The organism is Gillisella vitis (genome assembly GCF_001541345.2).
Lineage (GTDB): Bacteria > Pseudomonadota > Alphaproteobacteria > Rhizobiales > Rhizobiaceae > Allorhizobium > Allorhizobium vitis.
Map to the genome: position 1 here is coordinate 28056 of NZ_LMVL02000011.1, position 21345 is coordinate 49400.

A 21345-nucleotide genomic window follows, 5' to 3' on the forward strand; every position below is an offset into this window, starting at 1 on the left:
CCGCGAGAGAGGATCATCCTGACATAAATTGGGGGGTGGTGAGCGCAGTCGCCACTGAACCTGGTGAATAGTGTTTCGCTTGCGGCTCTCTTGCGGCATTCGAACCGGCGGCGCGGCTGAAAAGGTTAGGATGCATGAATATCTGCTGTGCCTTGGCATCAATCTGCGCCTGAGATATCAAAAATGAAAATTGATTGCCGCCACACTCTATCCCGCCTCCTATCCGTGGAGAATTTTCATGAGCCGCTTCTGGAGCCCGATCGTTCAATCCCTGATGCCTTATGTGGCGGGTGAACAACCGGCGATCAGCGATCTGGTCAAGCTGAATACCAATGAAAGCCCCTACGGTCCTTCGCCGCATGCGATTGCCGCGATGCGACAGGCGGTGGATGGCACGCTTCGGCTTTATCCCGACCCGACCGGCCTGCCGCTGCGCCATGCTATTGCCAAAAGCCACAATCTCGATCCGGGCGAGGTGTTTGTCGGCAATGGTTCCGATGAGGTCTTGGCGCACACGTTTCAGGCCCTGCTGAACCATGATAAGCCGCTGCTGTTTCCGGATGTCAGCTATATTTTTTACCCAACCTATTGCCGGCTCTATGGCATCGATTTCCGAGAGATCCCCTTGAATGATGCCATGCGGGTGCGGATAGAGGATTATCGGCAGCCGTGTGGCGCGATCATCCTGCCCAATCCCAATGCGCCAACGGGCATTGCCCTGTCTTTGGCGCAGATTGAAACTCTTATTCGTGACCATCCCGATCAGGTCGTGGTGATTGATGAGGCTTATGTGGATTTCGGTGCGGAAAGTGCCATTCCGCTGGTCAAAACCTATCCGAACCTGCTGGTGGTTCAGACCTTTTCGAAATCGCGGGGCCTTGCCGGATTGCGGGTTGGTTTTGCGGTCGGGCAACGGATGTTGATCGAGGCCTTGGAGCGCGTCAAGGACAGTTTCAATTCCTATCCGCTCGATCGGCTGGCGCTCGCTGGGGCCGTTGCCTCCTGGGAAGACCGGGAATGGTTCGAGCGTCACCGCGATCTGGTTATAGCCAGCCGGGAGCGTCTCTCCCTCGGTCTTCAGGGGTTGGGTTTCGAGGTCCTGCCATCCTCTGCCAATTTTGTGTTTGCGCGACATTCGAACCGGGCCGGTGCCGATCTCGCCTTGGCGCTGCGGCAAAAATCGGTCCTGGTGCGCAATTTTCAAAAGCCTCGGATCGGTGATTTTTTGCGCATTAGCATCGGCACAGATGCCGAATGCGACCGGCTGCTGGGGGCTCTGAGAGAGATATTAGGCTAAGCTCAACGATCGATCCGGCAGAGGATCGCCGTCGTGTCGTCGCTTTGCTTGAAACGTGGAAATTGTAGCCCGTCTGGATCGACCTCGCGTTCCAGATGTCGCAATTCGGTGACCAGGGCCTTCAATCCGGCGGTTGCGGCGCGTTTGACCAGACCGGCAGGATCATAGGCCTGGTAGAGGCTGATGAGATCGGCCAGTCCATCCGAGCAGATCAGTGCCGTGGCGCCGGTCTCGATGGTCAGAGCTGTGCGAACCAGATGATCAGCGGTATCGGGTATGAGCCCCAGAGACCAGACACTGCCGCCAGGCGTGTTTTGCTGTTCGCGTTTGCTGCGTAAATTTTCCAATGTTTCGGTGTCGCTTGTGTGGGCCATGCCGCTTGCACCGATGCCGCCCGCGCGCTCCACATGGGCGCGGGCGGCCTGCTGTTCACGCTCAAATGCATCCGGCAGAGCCATATGGGTTTCTACCCGGCCATCGTCATGCAGAAGATAAAGCACGCTATCGCCAAGGCCAATGAATTCTGCGCCATCCGGCGTTACCCGCAAGCCGGCCAGGGCCGCCAGTGGCCAGGTATATCGGGGCTGGTCGCCTGCCGCTGCGGTAAAAAGCTCATGGGCGTCAAAAGCAATGGCGCGGATCACCTCGGTGACATTGGTGTCGCAGGTCAGTTCCGTGGTCAGCCGTTTTGCGGCAAACTGGGCGATCCAGGCGGCATCGGAACCGTAGCCCTCCATGAACTGGACGTCGCCCAACCCGGTTGCGCCGTCGAGCACGAACGCGGCCTGCTCATTATATCCCAGTCTGTCCTCGTTGCTGCGGTCGCTTTTGCCCGGATCGCTGATCGTGTCGATGATGGCCAGGGCAGGGGTGGTCAAGGCTGGCGTGGCAGACATAGGCACTCTTTCGTTAAGCCGCAGCTTTGAAGATGCGCGAAAATTGGCCTATCGCTTCATGGACCGCAAAATAAAAATGCCGAAAACCAAACACACTGGCGATGTTTTCGCCAATGTGTTGCTCAAAGGTGGGTGTTGCTTAAAGGAGGCGTGCTGTCTCAAAGGTCTTTTGGTCAGGCCGCCGAGCGGTTGCTGTCCCGCCTGTTGTTTCCGCGCATCGCAGCATCGCTTCCCGGCCCACGGATCGTTGATCGCCTGTTCAGCTGGAACCGGCTGGCCAGTTCTGTCAGCTTGGCAGCGCCGCTGGAAAGCGCGTCGCTGATGGTGTTGATCGTATTGACCATGCCAGCGTTCTTTTGCGTCATCTGATCCAGCGCATTCACTGCGGAACTGATTTCGCCAAGGCTGGTGGATTGCTTTATTGCGGCTGTAGCAATGGCCTCGATATTGTCATCGATGGACTGAACGAAGGATTCGATCCGGTTCAGAGCGCTGCCTGTTTCCCCGACCAAACGCACACCGTCTTTCACTTCATTGCTGGATTTGCCGATCAGTTCCGAGATTTCCTTGGCGGCCTTGGCGGAACGCTGGGCCAGTTCACGCACTTCTTGTGCCACGACAGCAAAGCCCTTGCCGCTTTCGCCTGCACGGGCGGCCTCCACGCCCGCGTTCAAGGCCAGGAGATTGGTCTGGAAGGCGATTTCATCGATGACGCTGATGATGTTGCTGATTTCTTTCGAAGCACCCTCGATGCGGCTCATCGCGTCCACCGTCGAGTTGACAACTTTCACAGATTCGGTCGCAGCCTGGCGCGCATCACGCACCAGATCTCTGGTGTTCTTGGTGCTCGCACTGGATTGATTAACGACGGTGGTAATGTCCTCCAATGCGGCTGAGGTTTGCTCCAGTGCGGCGGCTTGTTGTTCGGAGCGGTGAGCGAGACTGGCGGAGCTTTCCTGGATTTCCTTGCTGTTGGCGGCCACGGACGCCGTTTCCGTCAACACCTGTGCCAGCGTTTCCTGAAACTTACCGATCGACATGTTGAAGTTTGTGCGCAGATGGTCGAAGGCCGGGATGAACGGCTCGTCGATTGTCATGCGGATATTGCAGTTTGAAAGACGTTCCAGACCGGCAGCGATGGCGTCGATGGCTTTGACGCGGCCAGTCACATCGGTTGCGAATTTCACAACCTTAACGACTTTCCCCTTTTCATCGAAAATTGGATTGTAGGTTGCTTGAATATGGACGGAATTGCCGCCTTTGCCGATGCGCAGAAATTCGTTGCTCTGATATTCGGCCGCAGCGAGGCTGCGCCAGAATTGCTTGTATTCAGGCGAGGCAGCATAGGCGGGTTCGCAGAACATCGAATGATGCTTTCCGACGATTTCGCTTAAGCTGTAGCCCAATGTTTTGCAGAAATTCTCATTGGCTGTGAGAATCTGGCCGGTTGGCGTGAATTCGATAACGGCTTGAGAGCGCATCAGCGCATCGATCTTGCCGTCACTGTCCATGGTCTTGTTTTTTGCGGCTGTGATGTCGGTTGCGATTTTCACGACCTTGTAGGGCTTATTGCCCCGAAAAACCGGATTGTAACAAGCTTCGATCCAGATCGCTTCGCCGGTCTTGGTGAAGCGTTTGTATTGACCCTGATCGAACTGGCCGGAACCGAGTTTTGCCCAGAACTCGGCATAGGCTGGGTTTTTAACGTCTTCCGGATCGACAAAGATCCGGTGGTGCTTGCCGACGATTTCCGATTTTTGATAGCCGATCGCTTTGCAAAAATTATCATTCGCATCAAGGATATTGCCATTGAGGTCAAATTCAATAATGGCTTGGGACCGATTGACGGCTTCCAAAACGCCTTTATTGTCTGCACCGAAGCCAAACGACAACAGTCCCATTTAAGATGCCTCCTACGTGATGAGGCTTTATATTTGATTTCTATTGATAATGCGTAAACACATGAATTAGCATGTTTAAATTCAATTCATGGGTGGATTTTTGCGCTCTGTCAATTCTGGGTATGGTGCGGAAAGATCATCAATCCGCCACCACCATCAGGTCGTCACCTGCAAATTTCAGGGTGACAGTTTCGCCAATCACTGCCGGCGTAACGCCCGGATCGTTGAACATGTCGAAGGACAGCGTGGCACCGCCGACATCCAGCCGTGTACGGATGACCGAGCCGAGAAAATGGCTTGATGTGACTTTGCCGCTCAGCCGTACATCCCCTTTGGCGCCTTCGGCGGGTGATCCGGCTTCCGGGCGCAAAGCCACGGTGACGGTTTCGCCATTGGACTTGCCCAGTGGCTTTTTCAGGCTCACCTGCTGGTCGCCGATCAGGATCGTATTGCTGGAGGTGTCCGTTACCTTGGCTTCGATCAGGTTGAGCGTACCGACGAAGGAGGCGACGAAACGGGTTTGAGGATGATTGTAGATTTCCGATGGCGTGCCGATTTGGTCGGCGCGCCCGCCATTCATCACCACGATCCGGTCGGAAATCGACAGGGCTTCTTCCTGGTCATGGGTGACGAACACGGTGGTGATGCCAAGCTGGCGCTGGATCTGGCGGATTTCCTCGCGCAGCGACACGCGGATCTTGGCATCCAGCGCCGACAGCGGCTCGTCCAGCAGCAAAACCTGTGGCTTTGGCGCTAGCGCCCGGGCCAGCGCCACGCGCTGCTGCTGGCCGCCGGACATCTGATAGGGATAGCGCTCCGCCAGATGATCCAGATGGATCAGCTTCAGCATTTCCATCACCCGGCTGTGAATTTCCGCCTTGGGCTTCTTGGCGATCTTCAGGCCGAAGGCGACATTGTCGAACACATTCATGTTGGGAAACAGGGCGTAGGCCTGGAAGACCATGCCGATCCGGCGGCGATTGGGCGGCAGTTTCGTGACGTCCTGTCCATCAATGACAATCGAGCCGGAGGAGGGCGTTTCAAACCCGGCCACCATGCGCAGAACGGTTGTCTTGCCGCAGCCGGACGGTCCCAGGAAGGAGATAAACTCCCCTTTGTTCACCGGCAAATCGAATTCCTTGACGACGGTATTGGCCGCGAAACTTTTGCTGACCGCTTCGATCCTGAGGAAACTCATCGGGTTGCACTCCTTGGGGGCATGGAAGAGGACAGCGGGGCCTGACGTGCGATACGGCGTGGCAACCAGCGCTGTCCGGGTTTTTTATTGGCGAATACTTGCATGAGGACCATGCAGCCCCAGGTCAGCGCGAAGGACAGAATAGCCAGCGCTGCGGGCTCATAGGCGCGATCCTGGCCGATCTTGACCATATAAGGGCCAAAGGCCGGGCGATTGAGCAGGCTGGCGAAGACGAACTCACCCAGCGAAATCGAAAAGGTCAAAAAGGCGCCGGAGACGATGGCCGAGCGGACATTTGGGAAAATCACCGCCGCAATGGTGCGCAGTCGCGATGCGCCAAGACTCTCAGCCGCTTCCGTCAGGGTGACGATGTCGATGGCGGCCATGCCATTGTCCACAGCCCGAAACATATAGGGGAGAGACAATGTGACATAGCCGATCACCAGCAGCACATTGGTGCCATTGTCCGACATGGTGAGCGGCAGATAGGAATTGGAACCAAACAGCCGGATATAACCGAACACCAGCACGACGGGCGGAATGATCAGCGGCAGGAGGCTGACGAACTCGACGATTGGCCGCAGTTTCGGCAGCCGCAGCCGTACCCAATAGGCAGTGGGCACGACGATGACGGCACCGACCACGATCGCCATCAGTGAGGCAAAGGCTGAATAGCCGAGGGTAGACAGAAACTCGTCGCTGGAAAACACCGAACGGTAAGCGGCGAAGCTCCACTGGCCCCGCAGCATTTGCAGGGAAAACTGGAAGGTCGCATAGAGCGGTACCAGGAAATAGGCGGCAGCGATAAGGACGATGACGGTCGAGACCAGCGGAAAGGGCTTTTTCATTTTTGCCACCGTTCGGCGCGGCTGCGCAGGATAAGATAGAGTGTGTTGGTGACGGCCATGATGGCCACCATGCCAACCGCCAGCGCATAGCCGAGATTGGGATTGTAGAGCACATTGCCCTGAATCTGCTGGTAAAGCACGATCGGCACGACGCCGAAGCTCGAGCCGGTCAGGGCATAGACGGTGACCAGCGTGCCGAAGGCATTGGCAAACAGCAGAAGGAAACAGCCGAGAATGGAGGGGGTCAGCACCGGCAGGGCGACCATTTGCCAATATTGGCGGCGGGTAGCGCCGAGAATTTCCGCCGCTTCGCGCCATTCGCCCTTCAACCCGTCCAGAGCGGGGGTGATGATCAGCACCATCAGCGGCAGCTGGAAATAAAGATAGGTGATCGCCAGGCCCCAGAAGGAGAACAGGCTGAAACCAGTGCCATAGAGATTGAAGCCGAACATGTCGCGCAACAGAACCGTGACTAGGCCCAACCGGCCCAGAGTGGCAATGAAGGCGAAGGCCAGCGGAATACCGGCGAAGTTCGAGGCAACGCCCGAAAATGTCATGAACGCGGTGCGCACCCAGCGCGGCAGGCCACCGAGAATGATGGCATAGCCAACCAGAAGACCGGCGATGGCGCCAAGACAGGCTGCGGCCAGGCTCAGGCGCAGCGACAGGGAATAGGCGGCCATGATATTGGGGGTGGCCAGGCTGATGAAATTCTCCAGCGTAAAATCACCGGCCGGATTCTGGAAAGAGCCTTTGACCAGATAAAGGATCGGGCCGATCAGAAACAGAATGGCAAACAGGAAAAACGGCAGCACACCCAGCCAATCCCAGTTCATCAGGCTTTTGGGGCGAGGCGCTGGTTGCGGTCTGGAGCCTTCGACTATGGGTAGGCTGGGCAGTGGGGCGTTGAACGTCGGCGCACTGGGCCTGGATGAATTTGGCACGGATGCACTGGCTGGCGAATGAGGCTCGGTCTCCACAACGGTCATGCCACTTTTTCCCTTCAAATGAGCCGCGCAGGCCGGTAAAAACCGGCCTGCGCAAAGGTGGAGTGAAATTTCAGCACTGGCGCTAACTTATTGCGCGCCCATCTGCTTTGCCCAATCCGAGGCAACGACGGCCTTGGCGGCAGACTGTTCGTCGAGGGACGGGAAGATCGCCTTGGCATAGCCTGCGGCATCCGGCATCTTGTCGAGCAGGGCCTGCGGAATCTTCTTCTTTTCAGCCAGATCGTTGAAGCGGATCGGATGGCAATAGCCAGCCAGCCAGCCAAGCTGACCTTCGTCGGAATAGAGATATTCCATCCACAGCTTGGCAGCATTCGGATGCGGTGCGAAGGCCGAAATCGCCTGAACGTAAACGCCGGCGATGACCGAATCCGAGGGAACGACAACGTCCATCGGCGGGTTGCCAGCCAGCTTGTCGCGCATGGCGAGCACGTTATAGTCCCAGTCGAACAGGATCGGCGTGGTACCCTGCGCCATGTTCTGGGCCGAACCGTTGACCGGCACGAGATTGCCCTTTTCCTTGAGCGACTTCATGAACTCGATACCGGCCTTTGCGGCATCGGCACCGGCTTTGCCAGGCTGCGCGGCGCCAGCGGCATAGACCGTCATCATCGAGCTGTTGCCGGTGCGTGGATCGCCAGGCATGGCAACGGAATTGGCATATTTGGAAGCGGTCAGGTCGGCAAAGCTCTTCGGAACGTCCTTGACGATATCCTTGTTCACACCGATGGCCAAAACGCCGTAATAATCGCCATACCAATAGCCGTCTGCATCCTTGGCCGAAGCCGGGATCGAATCCCAGGTGGAGACCTTGTAAGGCTGAACGAGACCGTCTTTCTTGGCGGCAGGACCGAAGGACAGACCGACATCGATAACATCGGGGGCCTGCGGGCCGGTATTGCCCTTATTGGCCTTGATCGCTTCGATTTCGTCGCCGGAACCTGCATTCGGGTTCAGTTCGTTGACCTTGATCTCAGGGTATTTTTTCTTGAAACCAGCGATCACGTCGCCATAGCCGCACCAGTCATGGGGCAGGGCGATGGTGGTCAGCATGCCTTCTTTTTTGGCAGCTGCGATCAGCTCGGCGCTTGGCTCGGCGCTCGCATAGGCGGCCGATGCAACGACCATGGCGGTTGAGAGGGAAAGAATGCGGTGCAAACGGATGTTCACGGGTGTCCTCCTTGTGGATCTGCAAATCTTTGATCTGCAAAATTGTCTGCGGTAAGCCGAGCGACTGCATAGGGGGCGCAGATGATAGTTATGTGACGGATAGGGTGGGCGAGCACTGCTATAACGGGCATATCAGCAAGTATTTCTGCAACGGTATTCTTGGAAACAATCTGCGGTATCGCTGACAGCATGGATGGACTGGCCGGGCAGGTAGAAGCCATAACCCTCGATTTTGCGCGCGTTGCTGCTGAGATGACAGGTATCTGCAAGCGTCGATTGTTCCCCTCCGGTCTTTGCCGGTTTATGGCGCAAAGATAAGACGACAGAGGGTCATCGAGTCAATCTGCCCCAACCGGAAAAATTGAATTTTCCCGGTTCAGACGGAGGCAATGATCGGAGGTGGCCTATTAATTATCTGATTTTAAATAAAAAATAATTTTCATTCCTGGAAAATGCAGTCCTGTGGCTGTACCGGACGGAATGGACTGTGCGATGTACGTCGTCATCCGGGTCTTGGTGTCCGTGCCTATATTGGGGTTTCATGAGGCGTCTTCCCGGCATTCTTTGGTGTCGCGACGGTTGCAGGCTGGGGAATGGCGCGAACAGGCATGTGAATTGCATGGGCATTTGGAAAGCTGGAGGTTGATTTTTTTCTCGACCGAAATTGATTTTAGACAAACACTGAAAACAGGGGCCTGTATCACCGGATCGTGACAGGTCTCAAAGCCATCCGGCCATGCCGGTCCGGCTCAAGATAACAAGATCCATAGGGAGCAGCGAAGACTGCGTGCGGTTTGCAACGGTAACAATCGGCAAACCGAAAGGCAGAGGCTGCCGAGGTGTTTTACCTTGGCTTAACTGGGGGTCATCATGACCGGTTATAGCGACGTCGATAAGCAGGAAGACCTGCATATCCTCCATTCCATGGGCTATGCGCAGGAGCTGGAGCGGCGCATGAGTTCGTTCTCGAACTTTGCGATTTCCTTCTCGATCATTTGTATTCTGTCCGGCGGCATCAATTCGCTGGCCCAGGCGACATCCGGGGCCGGTGGGGCGGCCATCGGCATTGGCTGGCCGCTGGGCTGCCTGATTTCTGGCGTCTTCGCCCTCGGCATGGCGCAGATCGCCTCGGCCTATCCAACGGCGGGCGGGCTCTATCACTGGGGCTCGATCCTCGGCAACCGGTTCACCGGCTGGGTGACGGCCTGGTTCAACCTGATCGGCCTGGTCACGGTGCTCGGCGCCATCAATGTCGGCACCTGGGGCTTTTTTGCGGGTTCAATTGCCAGCTGGTTCGGCATCAATGTCGATACGACGACGGCAGGCGGCTTTGCCAATCAGATCCTGTTCGTGGCGGCGATTACCGCTGCACAGGCGCTGATCAACCACCTCGGCATCAAGCTCACCGCCAAGCTGACGGATCTCTCTGGCTATCTGATCTTCATCACCGCCATTGCGCTGACAATCGTCTGCCTGATCGGTGTAAAAACCTGGGATTTCTCTCGCATCTGGACCTTCACCAATTATTCCGGCACACCGGCTGGCGATGCGCCTGTCTGGCCGCAAACCGGCAGTGTCTGGTATATTTTTGCTCTCAGCCTGCTGTTGCCGATCTATACGATCACCGGTTACGATGCCTCCGCCCATACGTCGGAGGAAACCATCAAGGCTTCGGAATCGGTGCCGAAGGGGATTATTTCCTCGGTCTTCTGGGCATCGCTGTTCGGCTATATCATGTTGCTGGCCTTCCTTCTGGCCATTCCCGATATGAATGAAGCCGCAGCCCAGGGCTGGAACGTGTTCTTCTGGACGCTGAACAGCGTTACCCACCCGGTTGTTGCCAATATCCTCTATCTGGCGATTTTCGTCGCGCAGTTCATCTGCGGTCTGGCAACCGTCACTTCGGTATCACGGATGATCTATGCCTTTTCGCGCGATGGCGGCCTGCCTGCCTCCAAGGCACTGTCCAGCGTCAGCCCGAAGTTTCGCACTCCGGCCACGGCCATCTGGGTCGGGGCGGTTTTGTCAGTGCTGTTTGTTTGGGGTGCCTCGCTTGTCACCATTGCCGGGGCCTCGGCCTATACAATTGTCGTCTCCTGCACGGTGATTTTCCTGTTCCTGTCCTTCGCCATTCCCATTGTGCTCGGCATGAAGGTGATCGGTACGGCGAAATGGCCGAAAATGGGGCCATGGAACATGGGAATTGGCGCCTACAGGTTTGTCGGGCTGCTGGTCATCCTGGCCATGGTGGCCATCTTCATCATCGGCGTACAGCCGCCCAACCAGTGGGCGCTGTATATCACTGTCGGTTTCCTGGCGCTGACGGCGCTGATTTGGGTTCTGTTCGAGCAACGTCGCTTCAAGGGCCCGCCGATTGGCGACGAAGTGGCGAAACGGCAGGCGGAAATTGCCGCTGCGGAAAAGGCTGTTGGCCAAGGCTAAATAGCCTGACCTGACATCAACAGAGGTCGCTCGGATCGGCGACCTCTCTTTATCTAAATAAACGTGTGAGGCTATTTTCTTTTGAAATTTGAAATTGTGGTGGCGAAGCCACCGATTTTCCCTTTTTGATTAGTAGTTATTTATATTAGATACCCTACCATGGCTGGTGTGGGTGAGGAGGAAAGCCCGCATTCGGGAGGTTCAAATTCTCTGAGGTTTGCACTGGTCAGACGCAAGCAGCGGCATGACCCTCGCTATTCCTTTTTGCCTTTTCCGATCCCCTCTTCGATCCTCCGGTGGAAGGAGTGATGCGACCATGAAAACCTATGCGAATTGGAGTTATCCGACCGACATCAGGGTTGGGCGCGGGCGAATAGAAGAACTCGGCGATGCCTGCAAATCTCTTGGTATGCGCAATCCGCTGCTGGTGACCGACCGCGGGCTGGCATCGCTGGCGATTACCAGGGTGGCGCAGGAAACGTTGAGTGATGCTGGGCTTGACTACGCGCTGTTTGCTGATGTCGAGCCCAATCCGACGGAGCTTAATCTGGAAGCCGGTCTAGTGGCGTTTCGGCAAGGCGGTCATGACGGCGTTGTCGCCTTTGGCGGTGGGTCGGGGATCGATCTGGGTAAATGCGTGGCTTTCATGGCTGGCCAGACCCGATCTGTCTGGGATTTCGCCGCTGGCACCGAAGGCTGGCGCGACGCCGACGAGGCGGCAATCCTGCCAGTTGTGACGGTGCCAACTACCGCAGGGACCGGTGCCGAAGTGGGACGCACCTGCGTAATCACCAATACCGTCACCCGCGTTAAGACCGCGATCTTTCATCCGAAAATGCTTCCGGCAATCGTCATTTGCGACCCGGAACTGACGGTCGGCATGCCGAAATCCATCACGGCTGGCACCGGCATGGATGCCTTTGCTCATTGCCTGGAGGCCTATTGTTCACCGGTCTACCATCCACTCGGCCAGGGTATCGCCATCGAGGGGATGCGTTTGGTCAAGGAGTTTCTGCCCAAAGCCTATCGTGATCCGGTGGATCTGGAAGCCCGGCTCAACATGATGTCGGCGGCGGTCATGGGGTCGATTGCCCTGCAAAAAGGGCTGGGGGCCATTCACGCGCTGTCGCACCCGATCGGCGCGGTCTATAATACCCATCATGGCACAACCAATGCCGTGCTGATGCCAATGGTGGTGTCTTTCAACCGCAAGGCGATAGAGCGCAAGATCGAGAAACTGGCGGGCTATCTGGAAATCCAGGGCGGCTTTGATGGCTTCCATGATTTTCTGATGGTGTTTCGTGATGATCTCGCCATTCCGCATAATCTGAGCGAGCTTGGCGTGCCGGGTGACCGGCTGGACGACCTGGCCGCCATGGCGATCCGCGATGCAAGTGCCGCGAGCAATCCCGTCAAGATGACTTTGGAAAATACCACCGCATTGCTGGCGGAATGTTTTTGAAAATCTGGCTCCAGCTTACGGCAAGCAAGGTAACCTAGAATTTCATTCACAAGAACTGATATATGTCATTTGCTATTTATTAACCATTTTTAGCAAGGATGTATTAACCGGGCGCCATGAATAGCCGGGTGCCTGTTAGAGCGATGAGTGGCTCAATCATAGCATCGAGGACACCAATGCCAGTCATCTCATTTGCCAATGCCAAGGGCGGCGCAGGTAAAACCACAGCGGCGCTGCTGCTTGCCACAGAACTTGCCCATCAGGGCTACCGGATCTGTATTCTCGATGCCGATCCGCAACGCTGGATTACCCAATGGTCGGAAGCCGCCGGGTTGCAGCACAATATCGAAGTCATTTCCGAAGTCAGCGTTGGGTCATTGCAGGGCCATATCCGGGAAGGCCGCAAAACTGCCGATTACGTTATTATCGATCTTGCCGGTGCGCGGGACGCCATCGTCACCATGGCCATCGGGCTTTCTGACCATGTGATGATCCCCGTTCAGGGCTGTGCCATGGATGCCAAGGGTGCCGCCCAGATCCTTGACCTGATCGAGCAGATGCGGATCGCCGGCAATCTTGTCATCCCACATTCAGTGGTTCTGACGCGGGTCGCCTCGATGGTCACCACACGGGCGCTTCTCGCCATCAAGGGCCTGCTGGCGGCGCGTGGGGTGAATGTCATCAATACGCCGATTGCCGAGCGGAATGCCTTCCGTGATATTTTCGAGACCGGCGGCACGGTCTATTCGATGGATCCGGCCAAGGTCAGCAATCTGGATAAGGCCCAGGACAATTCACGCGCTTTTGCTGCGGAAGTCGTCCATCTTTTGCCGGTAAAAGTGGTGCGCAGCCTGCGCCCGCGCCTTTTGCGGCTGATTGGCGATGCCGCCTGAGACTTATAATTGATAGAAGCCACATAAAAACGCCCCGCTACGACAACCGTCGGCGGGGCGTTTTCTGTTGTTTAAGATCGACCGTACTCAGTCTACGAATTCTACGGTAACGCCCGGCTGCACCATCTTGGCCAGTTCCGTTGCATCCCAATTGGTCAGGCGGATGCAGCCATGGCTCTGGGTGCGACCAATCTTGGAGGGCTCCGGTGTGCCGTGAATGCCATAGGTTGGCTTGGACAGGGCAATCCAGACGGTGCCAACCGGACCATTCGGGCCTGGCGGAATATTCAGCACTTTATCATTGGCGCCCTGCTGAAAATTCACCTTCGGATTATAGGTATAACCGGGATCGAAGGCAACGCGCTGCACTTGCACCGTGCCGGACGGCGATGGCGTATCGTTAGAGCCGATGCTGGCCGGATAGGCGGTGATCAACTGGCCATCCTCGCCATATGCCAGAACCTGTTTGCGGCCCTTGTCGGCAACGATACGAGCAACCCGTCCGCTATGGGGCTGGCCAATGCTGACCACTTTGACGGTGCTGCCGGGAACAGTGAAATCGACACCGGGATTGAGCGCTTTCAGATAGCCCTCATCCATGTGGAATTTCTCAGCCAGCATTTCCGTCGTGGATGTATAGCCAAGCGATGGCATCGCAGCCTTCTGGCTGTAATCCTCAGGAATTTCCGCCACATAAGGACCAGCTGCATCGGCGGCGGTCAGCGTGTAGCTGGTGAAAGGCAGGCCGCCATTCATCCGCAGCCGCTCCATGATGGCGTCGGTGTCGTTAGGGTTCAGCGTTTCGCCGGTCTTCTGCTGCCAGGCCTCCAGCGCCTTTTGAACATTCATGCCCATATGGCCGTCGATAGCGCCCGGCGAAAACCCTTCGCGGGCAAGAAACACCTGAAGTGCTGTGATTTCTGGCTTGGCCTTGCCGCTGCTGCCAAGCGTCGACGGCGCCGCGGTTGAAGGGGAAGCGGGCCGTGCCAGAGCATCGTCGCTTACCGCGGGGTCATGATTGACGTTTTGCGGATAGCCCTGGCCGAGCGGCTGACGCTCAACGGGCTGATCCTCGGGAATGCCGCCAGTCGCCATGTCCTCATCGTCATAGCCGCCGCCAGAAGGAGCTGGAGGATAATAATCATTGGGATAGCGGTTACGGTCGGCACGGCCATAGACCATGTCGGCAGGCATTTCCGTGGCGATAAGATTGCCGGAGCGGTCGATCAACACCGTGCGGCCCATGCGGTCGCGGCTGATCATCACCGAGCCCTGTTCGGGAACGAAATCCAGAACCTCGCCTGAGGGAGTAATCAGCACGGTATTCGGGTTCTGCCCGTTATAGGGGCTGCGCGCCAGCGCAGGCTGCGACACGGTTGAGAGAAGCGCGACGACGATGAGACCAGTTTTCCAAAGCGGCTGCACGGGTGATCTTTCCGGTTGGTTTCTTGCATAACGCCCCAAACCCTATCCGGTTCAGGGGAAATCGAGGCGCTTGCGCCAAAGCATGGACAATTGCTTATCATGCGCTGAGACACCGTAATTTTGACGCTAATATGGAAAAATGAAAACGAAGTGAAGAAACTCTTAAACCCTTATGCATCGCTCCAGATAGAGGCCCCAGCCAAGTTTGGAAAAATCGGTGCATAAACAAAGAGCTAGTGAACGACAAGATGACCGATGCGATTACGTCAGTCCCTCAGAATTAACAGAGTTTTACACGGTAAAAGCAGGGACTACTGCGTTTTTACACGGTGTAGGACATGGCATAGGCCGCCATTGGCGCGCTAATGCTATGCGGATTGCAGGAGGAGACGAATCATGAAGCTACAGGCAACCAAGGGTCCAATCGTTGAACTGGACCCGACATCGGTTCTGGATATTCGCACCTTGATCATCGATGGGGTCGATCTTTCGCCGCACCGGGCCATTCCTGATGATGGCGATTCGCGTATCGACCATTCCCTGGAAGGTTTTCTCTTCACCTGCGGCCCGGACCATATTCGTCACCCGGAACCGATTGGCGATGGCAGCGACCGACGCTACCCGCTGCATGGCTCGTTTTCATCGCATCCGGCCAGGATTATTGACCAGAACGACACCGAATGCCGGGCTGAAATTCCAGTGCGCCATGCCGATGGCGGCCAGTCGCTTCTGGAGCGCCATTGGCGCATCGACGCTGAAGCCGGTGTTGTCGCGTTGCGCGACCGGATCACCAATAGCGGCCAAACCCCGTTTCCCGCCATGCTGATGTACCACATGAATGTTGCCGCAAAACTGTTCGACGATGCGGTGCGGATGGAAGGGGCAATGCTGGAGGAAGGCGGTTTCGGCTGGCGTTTTGGCGCAGAGCCGGGCGGGGTGTTCTGCGTCGCCGCCAACGACGACACCGCGGGAGCGGATGGCTGGGCAGAGTTTCGGCTCGGCCCAATCGCCTCGGTTGGCGGGCTGACGCTGGTGGTGCGTTTTGACACGGCAAGTCTGCCCTTCCTGCAAATCTGGCGCAACCAGCAGGCTCCCGCCAATGTGGTGGGCATCGAGCCGGTCTCGCATCGCTGGGTTGGACGCGACGATCTCGCCAAGGGCGGCGAACTCGACATGCTGGCGCCCGGTGAGAGCCGTGAATTCGGGCTGGATTTCTTCTTCATATGAGATCCGGCTCGTCTGGAATCCGCTTGCGGCGTTGACGCCCCGGTATCCACATCGTAAATGTTTGGCCGGTTTCGATTAAGCCGGTTTTGAAAAGGATGCGACGATGAATATCAGGCCGATCAACGAGGAATATTCCGTCAGCGGTCAGATCAGTCTCGATGATCTGGATGATATCAAGGCGCTGGGCTTCAAATCCATCGTTTGCCATCGCCCGGATGGCGAAGAGCCCGGCCAGCCGGATTTTGCCGCCATTGCTGCGCGGGCCGAGGAACTGGGGCTAACCATCCGCCATATTCCGGTTGGCCCGATGGGCGTCACGCCGGATGCCGTCGCCGCCATGGTCGACGCGCTGGATGATCTGGAGCGCCCGATGCTTGGCTATTGCCGCTCCGGTGCCCGCTCCACGGCGACCTACGAACACAGCTTGCGCCAGCGCTAAGCGGTCAAAAAAACTTACCCACGCTGCGGCAAAACCCGCAGCGTTTTCGTGTTTCATAACCTCAAGGAGATAGTCCATGTCCATCAAGCGTATCGAGCCCGGCAAGCGTATGAGCGGTGCTGTCGTCCACGGCAATACCGTCTATCTGGCTGGCCAGGTCGGTGAAGGCTCTGGTGTCACCGAACAGTCCAAGTCGGCGCTGGCCGAAGTGGATCGCCTGCTGGCCGCTGCCGGTTCTGACAAGTCGAAGATCCTGCAAACCATCATCTACCTCTCCGACATGTCCACCTTCGCTGAAATGAACGCTGTCTGGGAAAGCTGGATCGACCCCGCCAACCCGCCAGCCCGCGCCACCAGCGAAGCTGCTTTGGCAACCCCGGATTACAAGGTCGAGTTCATCGTGACGGCTGCGATTTAATCGTACTTCACATCTTGGATGAAAAAAAGGCCGGGATTGTCTCCGGCCTTTTTGTTTTTCTTTTAAACAGTTTGTCAGCTTTTCTCACGAATTTGAGTCAGCGTCCGGGTCGGCGTAATCGCTTCCGCATCCAGCTTGATTTCGATGAGCGACGGCTTTCCAGAAGCGCGTGCCCGCTCAAACGCCGCTGCGAAATCCTCAGTCTTTTCCACCAGTTCACCATGACCGCCATAGGCCTGCGCAAAGGCTTTGAAATCCGGGTTCACCAGATCGGTTGCGCTGACGCGGCCCGGGTATTCGCGCTCCTGATGCATGCGGATAGTGCCGTAGCTGCTGTTGTTGATCAGCAAAACGATGATGGGCAGATTGTAGCGCACGGCGGTGATGAATTCCTGCCCATGCATCATGAAGCAACCGTCTCCGGCAAAGCAGATGACTTCACGTTCGGGAAACTGCGCCTTGGCCGCCACGGCGGCAGGAAGGCCGTAGCCCATCGAGCCGGAGGTGGGAGCCGCCTGAGTGTTGTAGCCCTGAAAACGATGGAAGCGGTGCAGCCATGTGGCGTAATTGCCAGCGCCGTTGGTGAAGATCGCATCTTGGGCGGTATTGGCTTCGATCCATTCCATGATCGGCCCCATCCGCACGGCACCGGGTCCGGTCGTGGGCGGCGTGGACCAGGTCAGATAGGCGGCATGCATGGCTTTTGTCCGCTCGGCCCAAACCGGCGAGGCTGGCGCTTTGAGGCTTGCCAAAGCCGCAACGAAATCCTTGGGGCTGGCGCAGATCGCCAGATCCGGGCGATAGACCCGGCCAAGCTCGGACGGATCGGGATAGACATGCACCAGCTTTTGTTTGGGGTAGGGGATGTCCATCAGCGTGTAGGAGGAGGATGGCATTTCGGAAAAACGACCGCCCAGCAATAGGATCACGTCGGCCTCCTTCACCTCTTTCGCAAGCGCCGGATTGATGCCGATGCCGACATCGCCTGCGTAATTGGCATGCAGATGATCAAACAGCATCTGGCGGCGGAAGGAGCATCCGACCGGCAGTTTCCACTGCGCGGCAAAATCCTCAAACGCCTTCACCGAGGCCTCGTCCCAGCGGGTGCCGCCAAGAATGACCAGCGGGCGCTCCGCCTTTTCCAGCATCGCGCCAAGCGCGGCAATCTGGCTGGGGCCTGGATGGGCCTCCACCGGCATATAGGGGCGGGCTTCTGGCGCGTCCGCCTCTTCCACCAGCACATCTTCCGGCAGGGTCAGCACCACAGGGCCGGGACGCCCGGAGGTGGCCACGGCAAAAGCCCGGCTGACAAATTCCGGGATACGGGCCACATCATCGATCTCGCCAACCCATTTGGCAAATTCGGTAAAGGCACGGCGGTATTCGACTTCCTGAAACGCCTCGCGTTCGCGCATGTCGCGGGCGACCTGTCCGATGAACAGGATCATCGGCACCGAATCCTGCCGGGCGATATGCAGGCCCGCTGAGGCATTGGTGGCGCCGGGACCGCGCGTTACCATGCAAATGCCGGGCTCGCCGGTCAGGCGCCCCCAGCAATCGGCCATCATCGCTGCGCCGCCTTCCTGACGGCAAACCACGGTTTCAATTTGGCTATCGACCAGCGCGTCAAGTACCGCCAGATAGCTTTCGCCGGGTACACAGGCGACGCGCTTCACGCCATTGGCCTTCAGGGCTTCAACGATCAATTGTCCGCCGGTTCTTTTCATCGAGTAATCCTTGGATGGGGTTGGGCCGAAATTAAGGTTGTGGCGGCCCACTGCTGTCGGAAATAGGCCTGGATGCATGTTTGCGCTCCCGCCAGATGATGGTGAGGCCGGAGCCGATGATGATGGCGATGCCCAGCCATTTCAGCGCATCCGGCAGGTCATGGAAGACCAGCCAGCCAAACAGGGTGGCGGTGACGATTTCCAGATATTGCAGCGGTGCGAGCATCGAGGGTGGTGCGGCGCGATAGGCAAACACGCCCAGCAAACCACCGACGGCAGCGGTGGCCCCGGTGCAGACAAGCCAGAGGGTACCGGTCATGTCTGGCTGGACCAGATCGAACATGGCGATGTTCATCGTCTGGCCTATGGCGATCATGATGGTGCAAAACACCATGGCCCAGCAGCCGGTTTCCACCTGCATGACGAACGGGTCCTGATGGCGCGACAATAGCCGTGTCAGAATTGCAAAAATGGCGATGCAAAAGGCCGTAATGATCGGCAGGAAGGCGACGGCTCCGACTTCCTGGAAACTGGGCTGCACCACCAGCATGGCACCGATAAACCCGGTGCCACAGGCGAGGTAGCGACGCCAGCCGATTTTTTCCTTGAGGATAATGCCGCTCAAGATGGTCAGGATGATCGGCTCTACGAAAAAGATTGCCACGGCATCCGCCACTTCCATGGTCCTGAGAGCCGTAACAAAGGTCAGCATCGACAGGCAAAGCACCCCGCCACGGATCATGTGCAGGCGGGTGTTGGACCAGGACAGTTTCAGCCATGTGCCGCGTATCATCAGCACGGGAAGCATGAAAAGGATCTGAAAGAAAAACCGCGCAAGGCTGATTTCGGCAGCAGGCATGGTTTGCGTTGCCAGCTTGGAAAACACATCCACCAGCGGCGTGACCAGTACCGATAGCACCATCATGCCAAGTCCGAACGTGACACCGGAGAACAACGGCGCTTGGCTGGTTGTGCCTGAAGGGGCACGCGGTCGAGTGGACATGCGGGATTGTCTCGCTTTTGATCGTCTGTCTATACCGTCCATCATGCCGGACGGCACGTGACTTTCTGTTATAGGCTCATTCCAAACAGGAATGAGCGGCCTCTAGGCCCAGCGCCGTTCGCGCCCAATCCCGAAACGCCGCCATGGCCTCGTCGCGGCCAATTTCGTTCAGCGTTTCATGCCGCATGGCGGGATAAAGGGTCAGCGTCACATCGGTCAGACCGGATTGCCGCAGGCGGTGGTCCAGTGCGCGGGTGGCCTCGCCGCCTTTGGTGGCCGGGTCCTGCCCGCCGCCGACCAGATGAATGGGCAGGTCGGTCCGCAGCCGGGCAAGGCGGGGCAGGGTGGCGGTCTGCGCCGTCAAGTCAAGCACGTCCATCCACAGGGAATTGCTGGCCTGAAACCGGCAGAGCGGATCATTGGCGTAGAGATCGACTTCTGCGTCATCGCGGCTCAGCCAATCGATCAAGGTGCGCCTGCCGGAGACGGACTTGCCCCAGGCCTCGAAGGTTGCCTTGGCCATCAGCAGACTTGGCACGTCAGAGCCTTTCAAGGCCCGCTCGATCTTCAGAACCAGCCGGGCGAACCGGGTCTCGATGCCGTTGTTGAAATTGGAATTCCACACGGCCAGCGCCTGAAAGCTCTCCGGGAACTCAGTGGCGGTGCGCAGCGCGATCAGCCCGCCCATGGAATGACCGAACAGCAGAACCGGCAGGCCGGGATGATTGGCACTGGCCATATCGCGGATTGCCTTGGCGTCTTCGATCACCAGCGAAACGCCATTCTTTCGCGCAAAGCGGCCAAGTGGTGCATCCGGGGCCTGGGTTTCTCCGTGTCCACGGTGGTCATGGGCGTAGACGTGAAAGCCCGAAGCGGCCATGAAGGTGGCAAAGCGGCGATAGCGGCGCGAATGTTCGATCAGCCCGTGATTGACGAGTAGAATGGCCTTGCCGTCATTGCCGGCCTGATGATGGTAGGCGATCCGGGCGCCATCCGGCCTTTGCAGGTAAAGCGTTTCGTCAAACATGCTGTCCTCCCGATCGTGCCGAACGCGAATGATATATCGCGAGTCTCAACCCGTTTCGCCCCGAAAAATGACGTGATTTTGCAGCCAAGTGCAATTGCTGAAAGGCAGGTTCATGCCGTTATTCAGGGTTGCAAGCCTGTTTCAACCGTTCCATGAAGACCTTAAGCGATTCGGGGAGAGCATCATGAAGCATTTTCACTATCTGGGTCTGGCTGCGGCGGTCTTTCTGACCTGTCATCCGTCTTTCGCAGCGGAAAAAGGTAGGACGACCAGCATTCTGGCCGTCAGTTGGCAGCCGGGTTTTTGCGAGACCAAGCCGGACAAGCCGGAATGCAAGAGCCAGACGGCGGATCGTTACGATGCCAGCCATTTTACCCTGCATGGTCTTTGGCCGATGCGCCAGAACTATTGCGGTGTTGATCAGGCCGATATCGATGCCGACAAGAAAAGCCGCTGGACCGATCTGCCGGAAGTGACCCTGTCTGCCTCGACCCGCCAAGTGCTGGACCGGGTTATGCCCGGCACGCAGTCATCATTGGAACGGCATGAATGGATCAAGCATGGCACCTGCACCGGTCTTGGTCAGGAAGCTTATTTCGCTGAGGCGATCGCGCTGATCGAGACCCTGAACAGTTCGGCGGTCAATGCGCTGTTTGCCGCCAATGTGGGCAAGGCGGTCACCCAGGAAGATGTGCAGACGGCGTTTGATGCTAGCTTTGGTACGGGCGCTGGACGGCGGGTGAAGATGAGCTGCGAACAAGATGGTAACAGACGGATTGTGACGGAATTGACCATAGGACTTGGCGATGGCGATGCCGGGACGTCGCTGCAGGAGCGCATCCAGGCGGCAGGCTCAACCAAGTTTGATTGCAACCAGGGTATTGTCGATCCGGTTGGGCTGCAATGAGCCTGCTTTAAGACCGAATATTGCGGCTGCATTCTATCCCGTAAACAGGGCAAGACCT

18 protein-coding genes are annotated in these 21345 nt (G+C 57.4%); 8 read left to right on the forward strand and 10 right to left on the reverse strand.

Features of this window, described 5'->3' with window-relative positions; all coding sequences use genetic code 11:
• Window positions 1–238 precede the first annotated feature (238 nt).
• Window positions 239–1297 (forward strand): histidinol-phosphate transaminase, encoded by a 1059-nt coding sequence (gene hisC / locus ASB66_RS24670; RefSeq protein ID WP_060717672.1) that lies wholly within the window; start codon window positions 239–241, stop codon window positions 1295–1297.
• Window positions 1298–1299: 2 nt separating this feature from the next.
• Here the strand turns inward: hisC and ASB66_RS24675 are convergent, their stop codons facing one another.
• The 6 genes from ASB66_RS24675 to ASB66_RS24700 all read right to left on the reverse strand — a co-directional run bounded on the left by ASB66_RS24675 (window position 1300) and on the right by ASB66_RS24700 (window position 8275).
• Entirely contained in the window at window positions 1300–2193 is an 894-nt protein-coding gene (locus ASB66_RS24675; RefSeq protein WP_060717671.1) for a protein phosphatase 2C domain-containing protein, read from the reverse strand.
• Window positions 2194–2366: 173 nt separating this feature from the next.
• Window positions 2367–4094, reverse strand: coding sequence for a methyl-accepting chemotaxis protein (locus tag ASB66_RS24680; RefSeq protein WP_060717670.1), 1728 nt, complete (start codon window positions 4092–4094; stop codon window positions 2367–2369).
• Between the two features lie 139 nt (window positions 4095–4233).
• Window positions 4234–5292 carry an ABC transporter ATP-binding protein gene (locus ASB66_RS24685; protein WP_060717669.1) on the reverse strand — a complete coding sequence of 353 codons (1059 nt, stop codon included), beginning with the start codon at window positions 5290–5292 and terminating at the stop codon, window positions 4234–4236.
• The gene (locus ASB66_RS24690; protein WP_060717668.1) at window positions 5289–6140 is read right to left on the reverse strand and encodes an ABC transporter permease; all 852 of its coding nucleotides are present in this window, start codon (window positions 6138–6140) and stop codon (window positions 5289–5291) included. The genes ASB66_RS24685 and ASB66_RS24690 overlap by 4 nt, the downstream gene beginning before the upstream one ends.
• Window positions 6137–6976, reverse strand: coding sequence for an ABC transporter permease (locus ASB66_RS24695; RefSeq protein WP_060717667.1), 840 nt, complete (start codon window positions 6974–6976; stop codon window positions 6137–6139). The genes ASB66_RS24690 and ASB66_RS24695 overlap by 4 nt, the downstream gene beginning before the upstream one ends.
• Before the next feature lie 240 nt (window positions 6977–7216).
• Window positions 7217–8275: an ABC transporter substrate-binding protein gene (locus tag ASB66_RS24700; protein ID WP_060717703.1), complete on the reverse strand. Its 1059-nt coding sequence runs from the start codon at window positions 8273–8275 to the stop codon at window positions 7217–7219.
• Window positions 8276–9187: 912 nt separating this feature from the next.
• Here ASB66_RS24700 and ASB66_RS24705 point away from each other — a divergent pair.
• From ASB66_RS24705 to ASB66_RS24715, 3 genes are all read left to right on the forward strand, one after another.
• Window positions 9188–10759 (forward strand): amino acid permease, encoded by a 1572-nt coding sequence (locus tag ASB66_RS24705; protein ID WP_060717666.1) that lies wholly within the window; start codon window positions 9188–9190, stop codon window positions 10757–10759.
• Window positions 10760–11075: 316 nt separating this feature from the next.
• Window positions 11076–12221 (forward strand): iron-containing alcohol dehydrogenase, encoded by a 1146-nt coding sequence (locus tag ASB66_RS24710; protein WP_060717665.1) that lies wholly within the window; start codon window positions 11076–11078, stop codon window positions 12219–12221.
• Window positions 12222–12397: 176 nt separating this feature from the next.
• A complete protein-coding gene (locus ASB66_RS24715) occupies window positions 12398–13114 on the forward strand; it encodes a ParA family protein (RefSeq protein ID WP_015916544.1) in 717 nt (238 codons plus the stop codon).
• 87 nt (window positions 13115–13201) lie between these two features.
• On the opposite strand, the gene ASB66_RS24720 is transcribed toward ASB66_RS24715, so the two are convergent.
• Window positions 13202–14539: a L,D-transpeptidase family protein gene (locus ASB66_RS24720; RefSeq protein ID WP_060717664.1), complete on the reverse strand. Its 1338-nt coding sequence runs from the start codon at window positions 14537–14539 to the stop codon at window positions 13202–13204.
• Between the two features lie 393 nt (window positions 14540–14932).
• Here ASB66_RS24720 and ASB66_RS24725 point away from each other — a divergent pair, with 393 nt between their 5' ends.
• The 3 genes from ASB66_RS24725 (at window position 14933) to ASB66_RS24735 (ending at window position 16623) form a co-directional block, all read left to right on the forward strand.
• On the forward strand, window positions 14933–15766 hold the full coding sequence (locus ASB66_RS24725) for an aldose 1-epimerase family protein (protein ID WP_060717663.1): 834 nt from the start codon (window positions 14933–14935) through the stop codon (window positions 15764–15766).
• Between the two features lie 103 nt (window positions 15767–15869).
• Window positions 15870–16205, forward strand: coding sequence for a protein tyrosine phosphatase family protein (locus tag ASB66_RS24730; RefSeq protein WP_060717662.1), 336 nt, complete (start codon window positions 15870–15872; stop codon window positions 16203–16205).
• A 76-nt stretch (window positions 16206–16281) separates the two neighbouring features.
• On the forward strand, window positions 16282–16623 hold the full coding sequence (locus ASB66_RS24735) for a RidA family protein (protein WP_060717661.1): 342 nt from the start codon (window positions 16282–16284) through the stop codon (window positions 16621–16623).
• A gap of 74 nt (window positions 16624–16697) precedes the next feature.
• On the opposite strand, the gene ASB66_RS24740 is transcribed toward ASB66_RS24735, so the two are convergent.
• The 3 genes from ASB66_RS24740 to ASB66_RS24750 form a co-directional block, all read right to left on the reverse strand.
• Window positions 16698–18350, reverse strand: coding sequence for a thiamine pyrophosphate-binding protein (locus ASB66_RS24740; protein ID WP_060717660.1), 1653 nt, complete (start codon window positions 18348–18350; stop codon window positions 16698–16700).
• A 31-nt stretch (window positions 18351–18381) separates the two neighbouring features.
• Window positions 18382–19353, reverse strand: a complete 972-nt coding sequence (locus ASB66_RS24745) for a DMT family transporter (protein ID WP_156545206.1) — start codon at window positions 19351–19353, stop codon at window positions 18382–18384.
• 76 nt (window positions 19354–19429) lie between these two features.
• On the reverse strand, window positions 19430–20380 hold the full coding sequence (locus ASB66_RS24750; protein ID WP_060717658.1) for an alpha/beta hydrolase: 951 nt from the start codon (window positions 20378–20380) through the stop codon (window positions 19430–19432).
• A 184-nt stretch (window positions 20381–20564) separates the two neighbouring features.
• Between ASB66_RS24750 and ASB66_RS24755 the strand changes: the two genes are divergently transcribed.
• Complete coding sequence (locus tag ASB66_RS24755; RefSeq protein ID WP_060717702.1) at window positions 20565–21287, forward strand: ribonuclease T2 family protein; 723 nt, start codon at window positions 20565–20567, stop codon at window positions 21285–21287.
• Window positions 21288–21345: the final 58 nt, after the last annotated feature.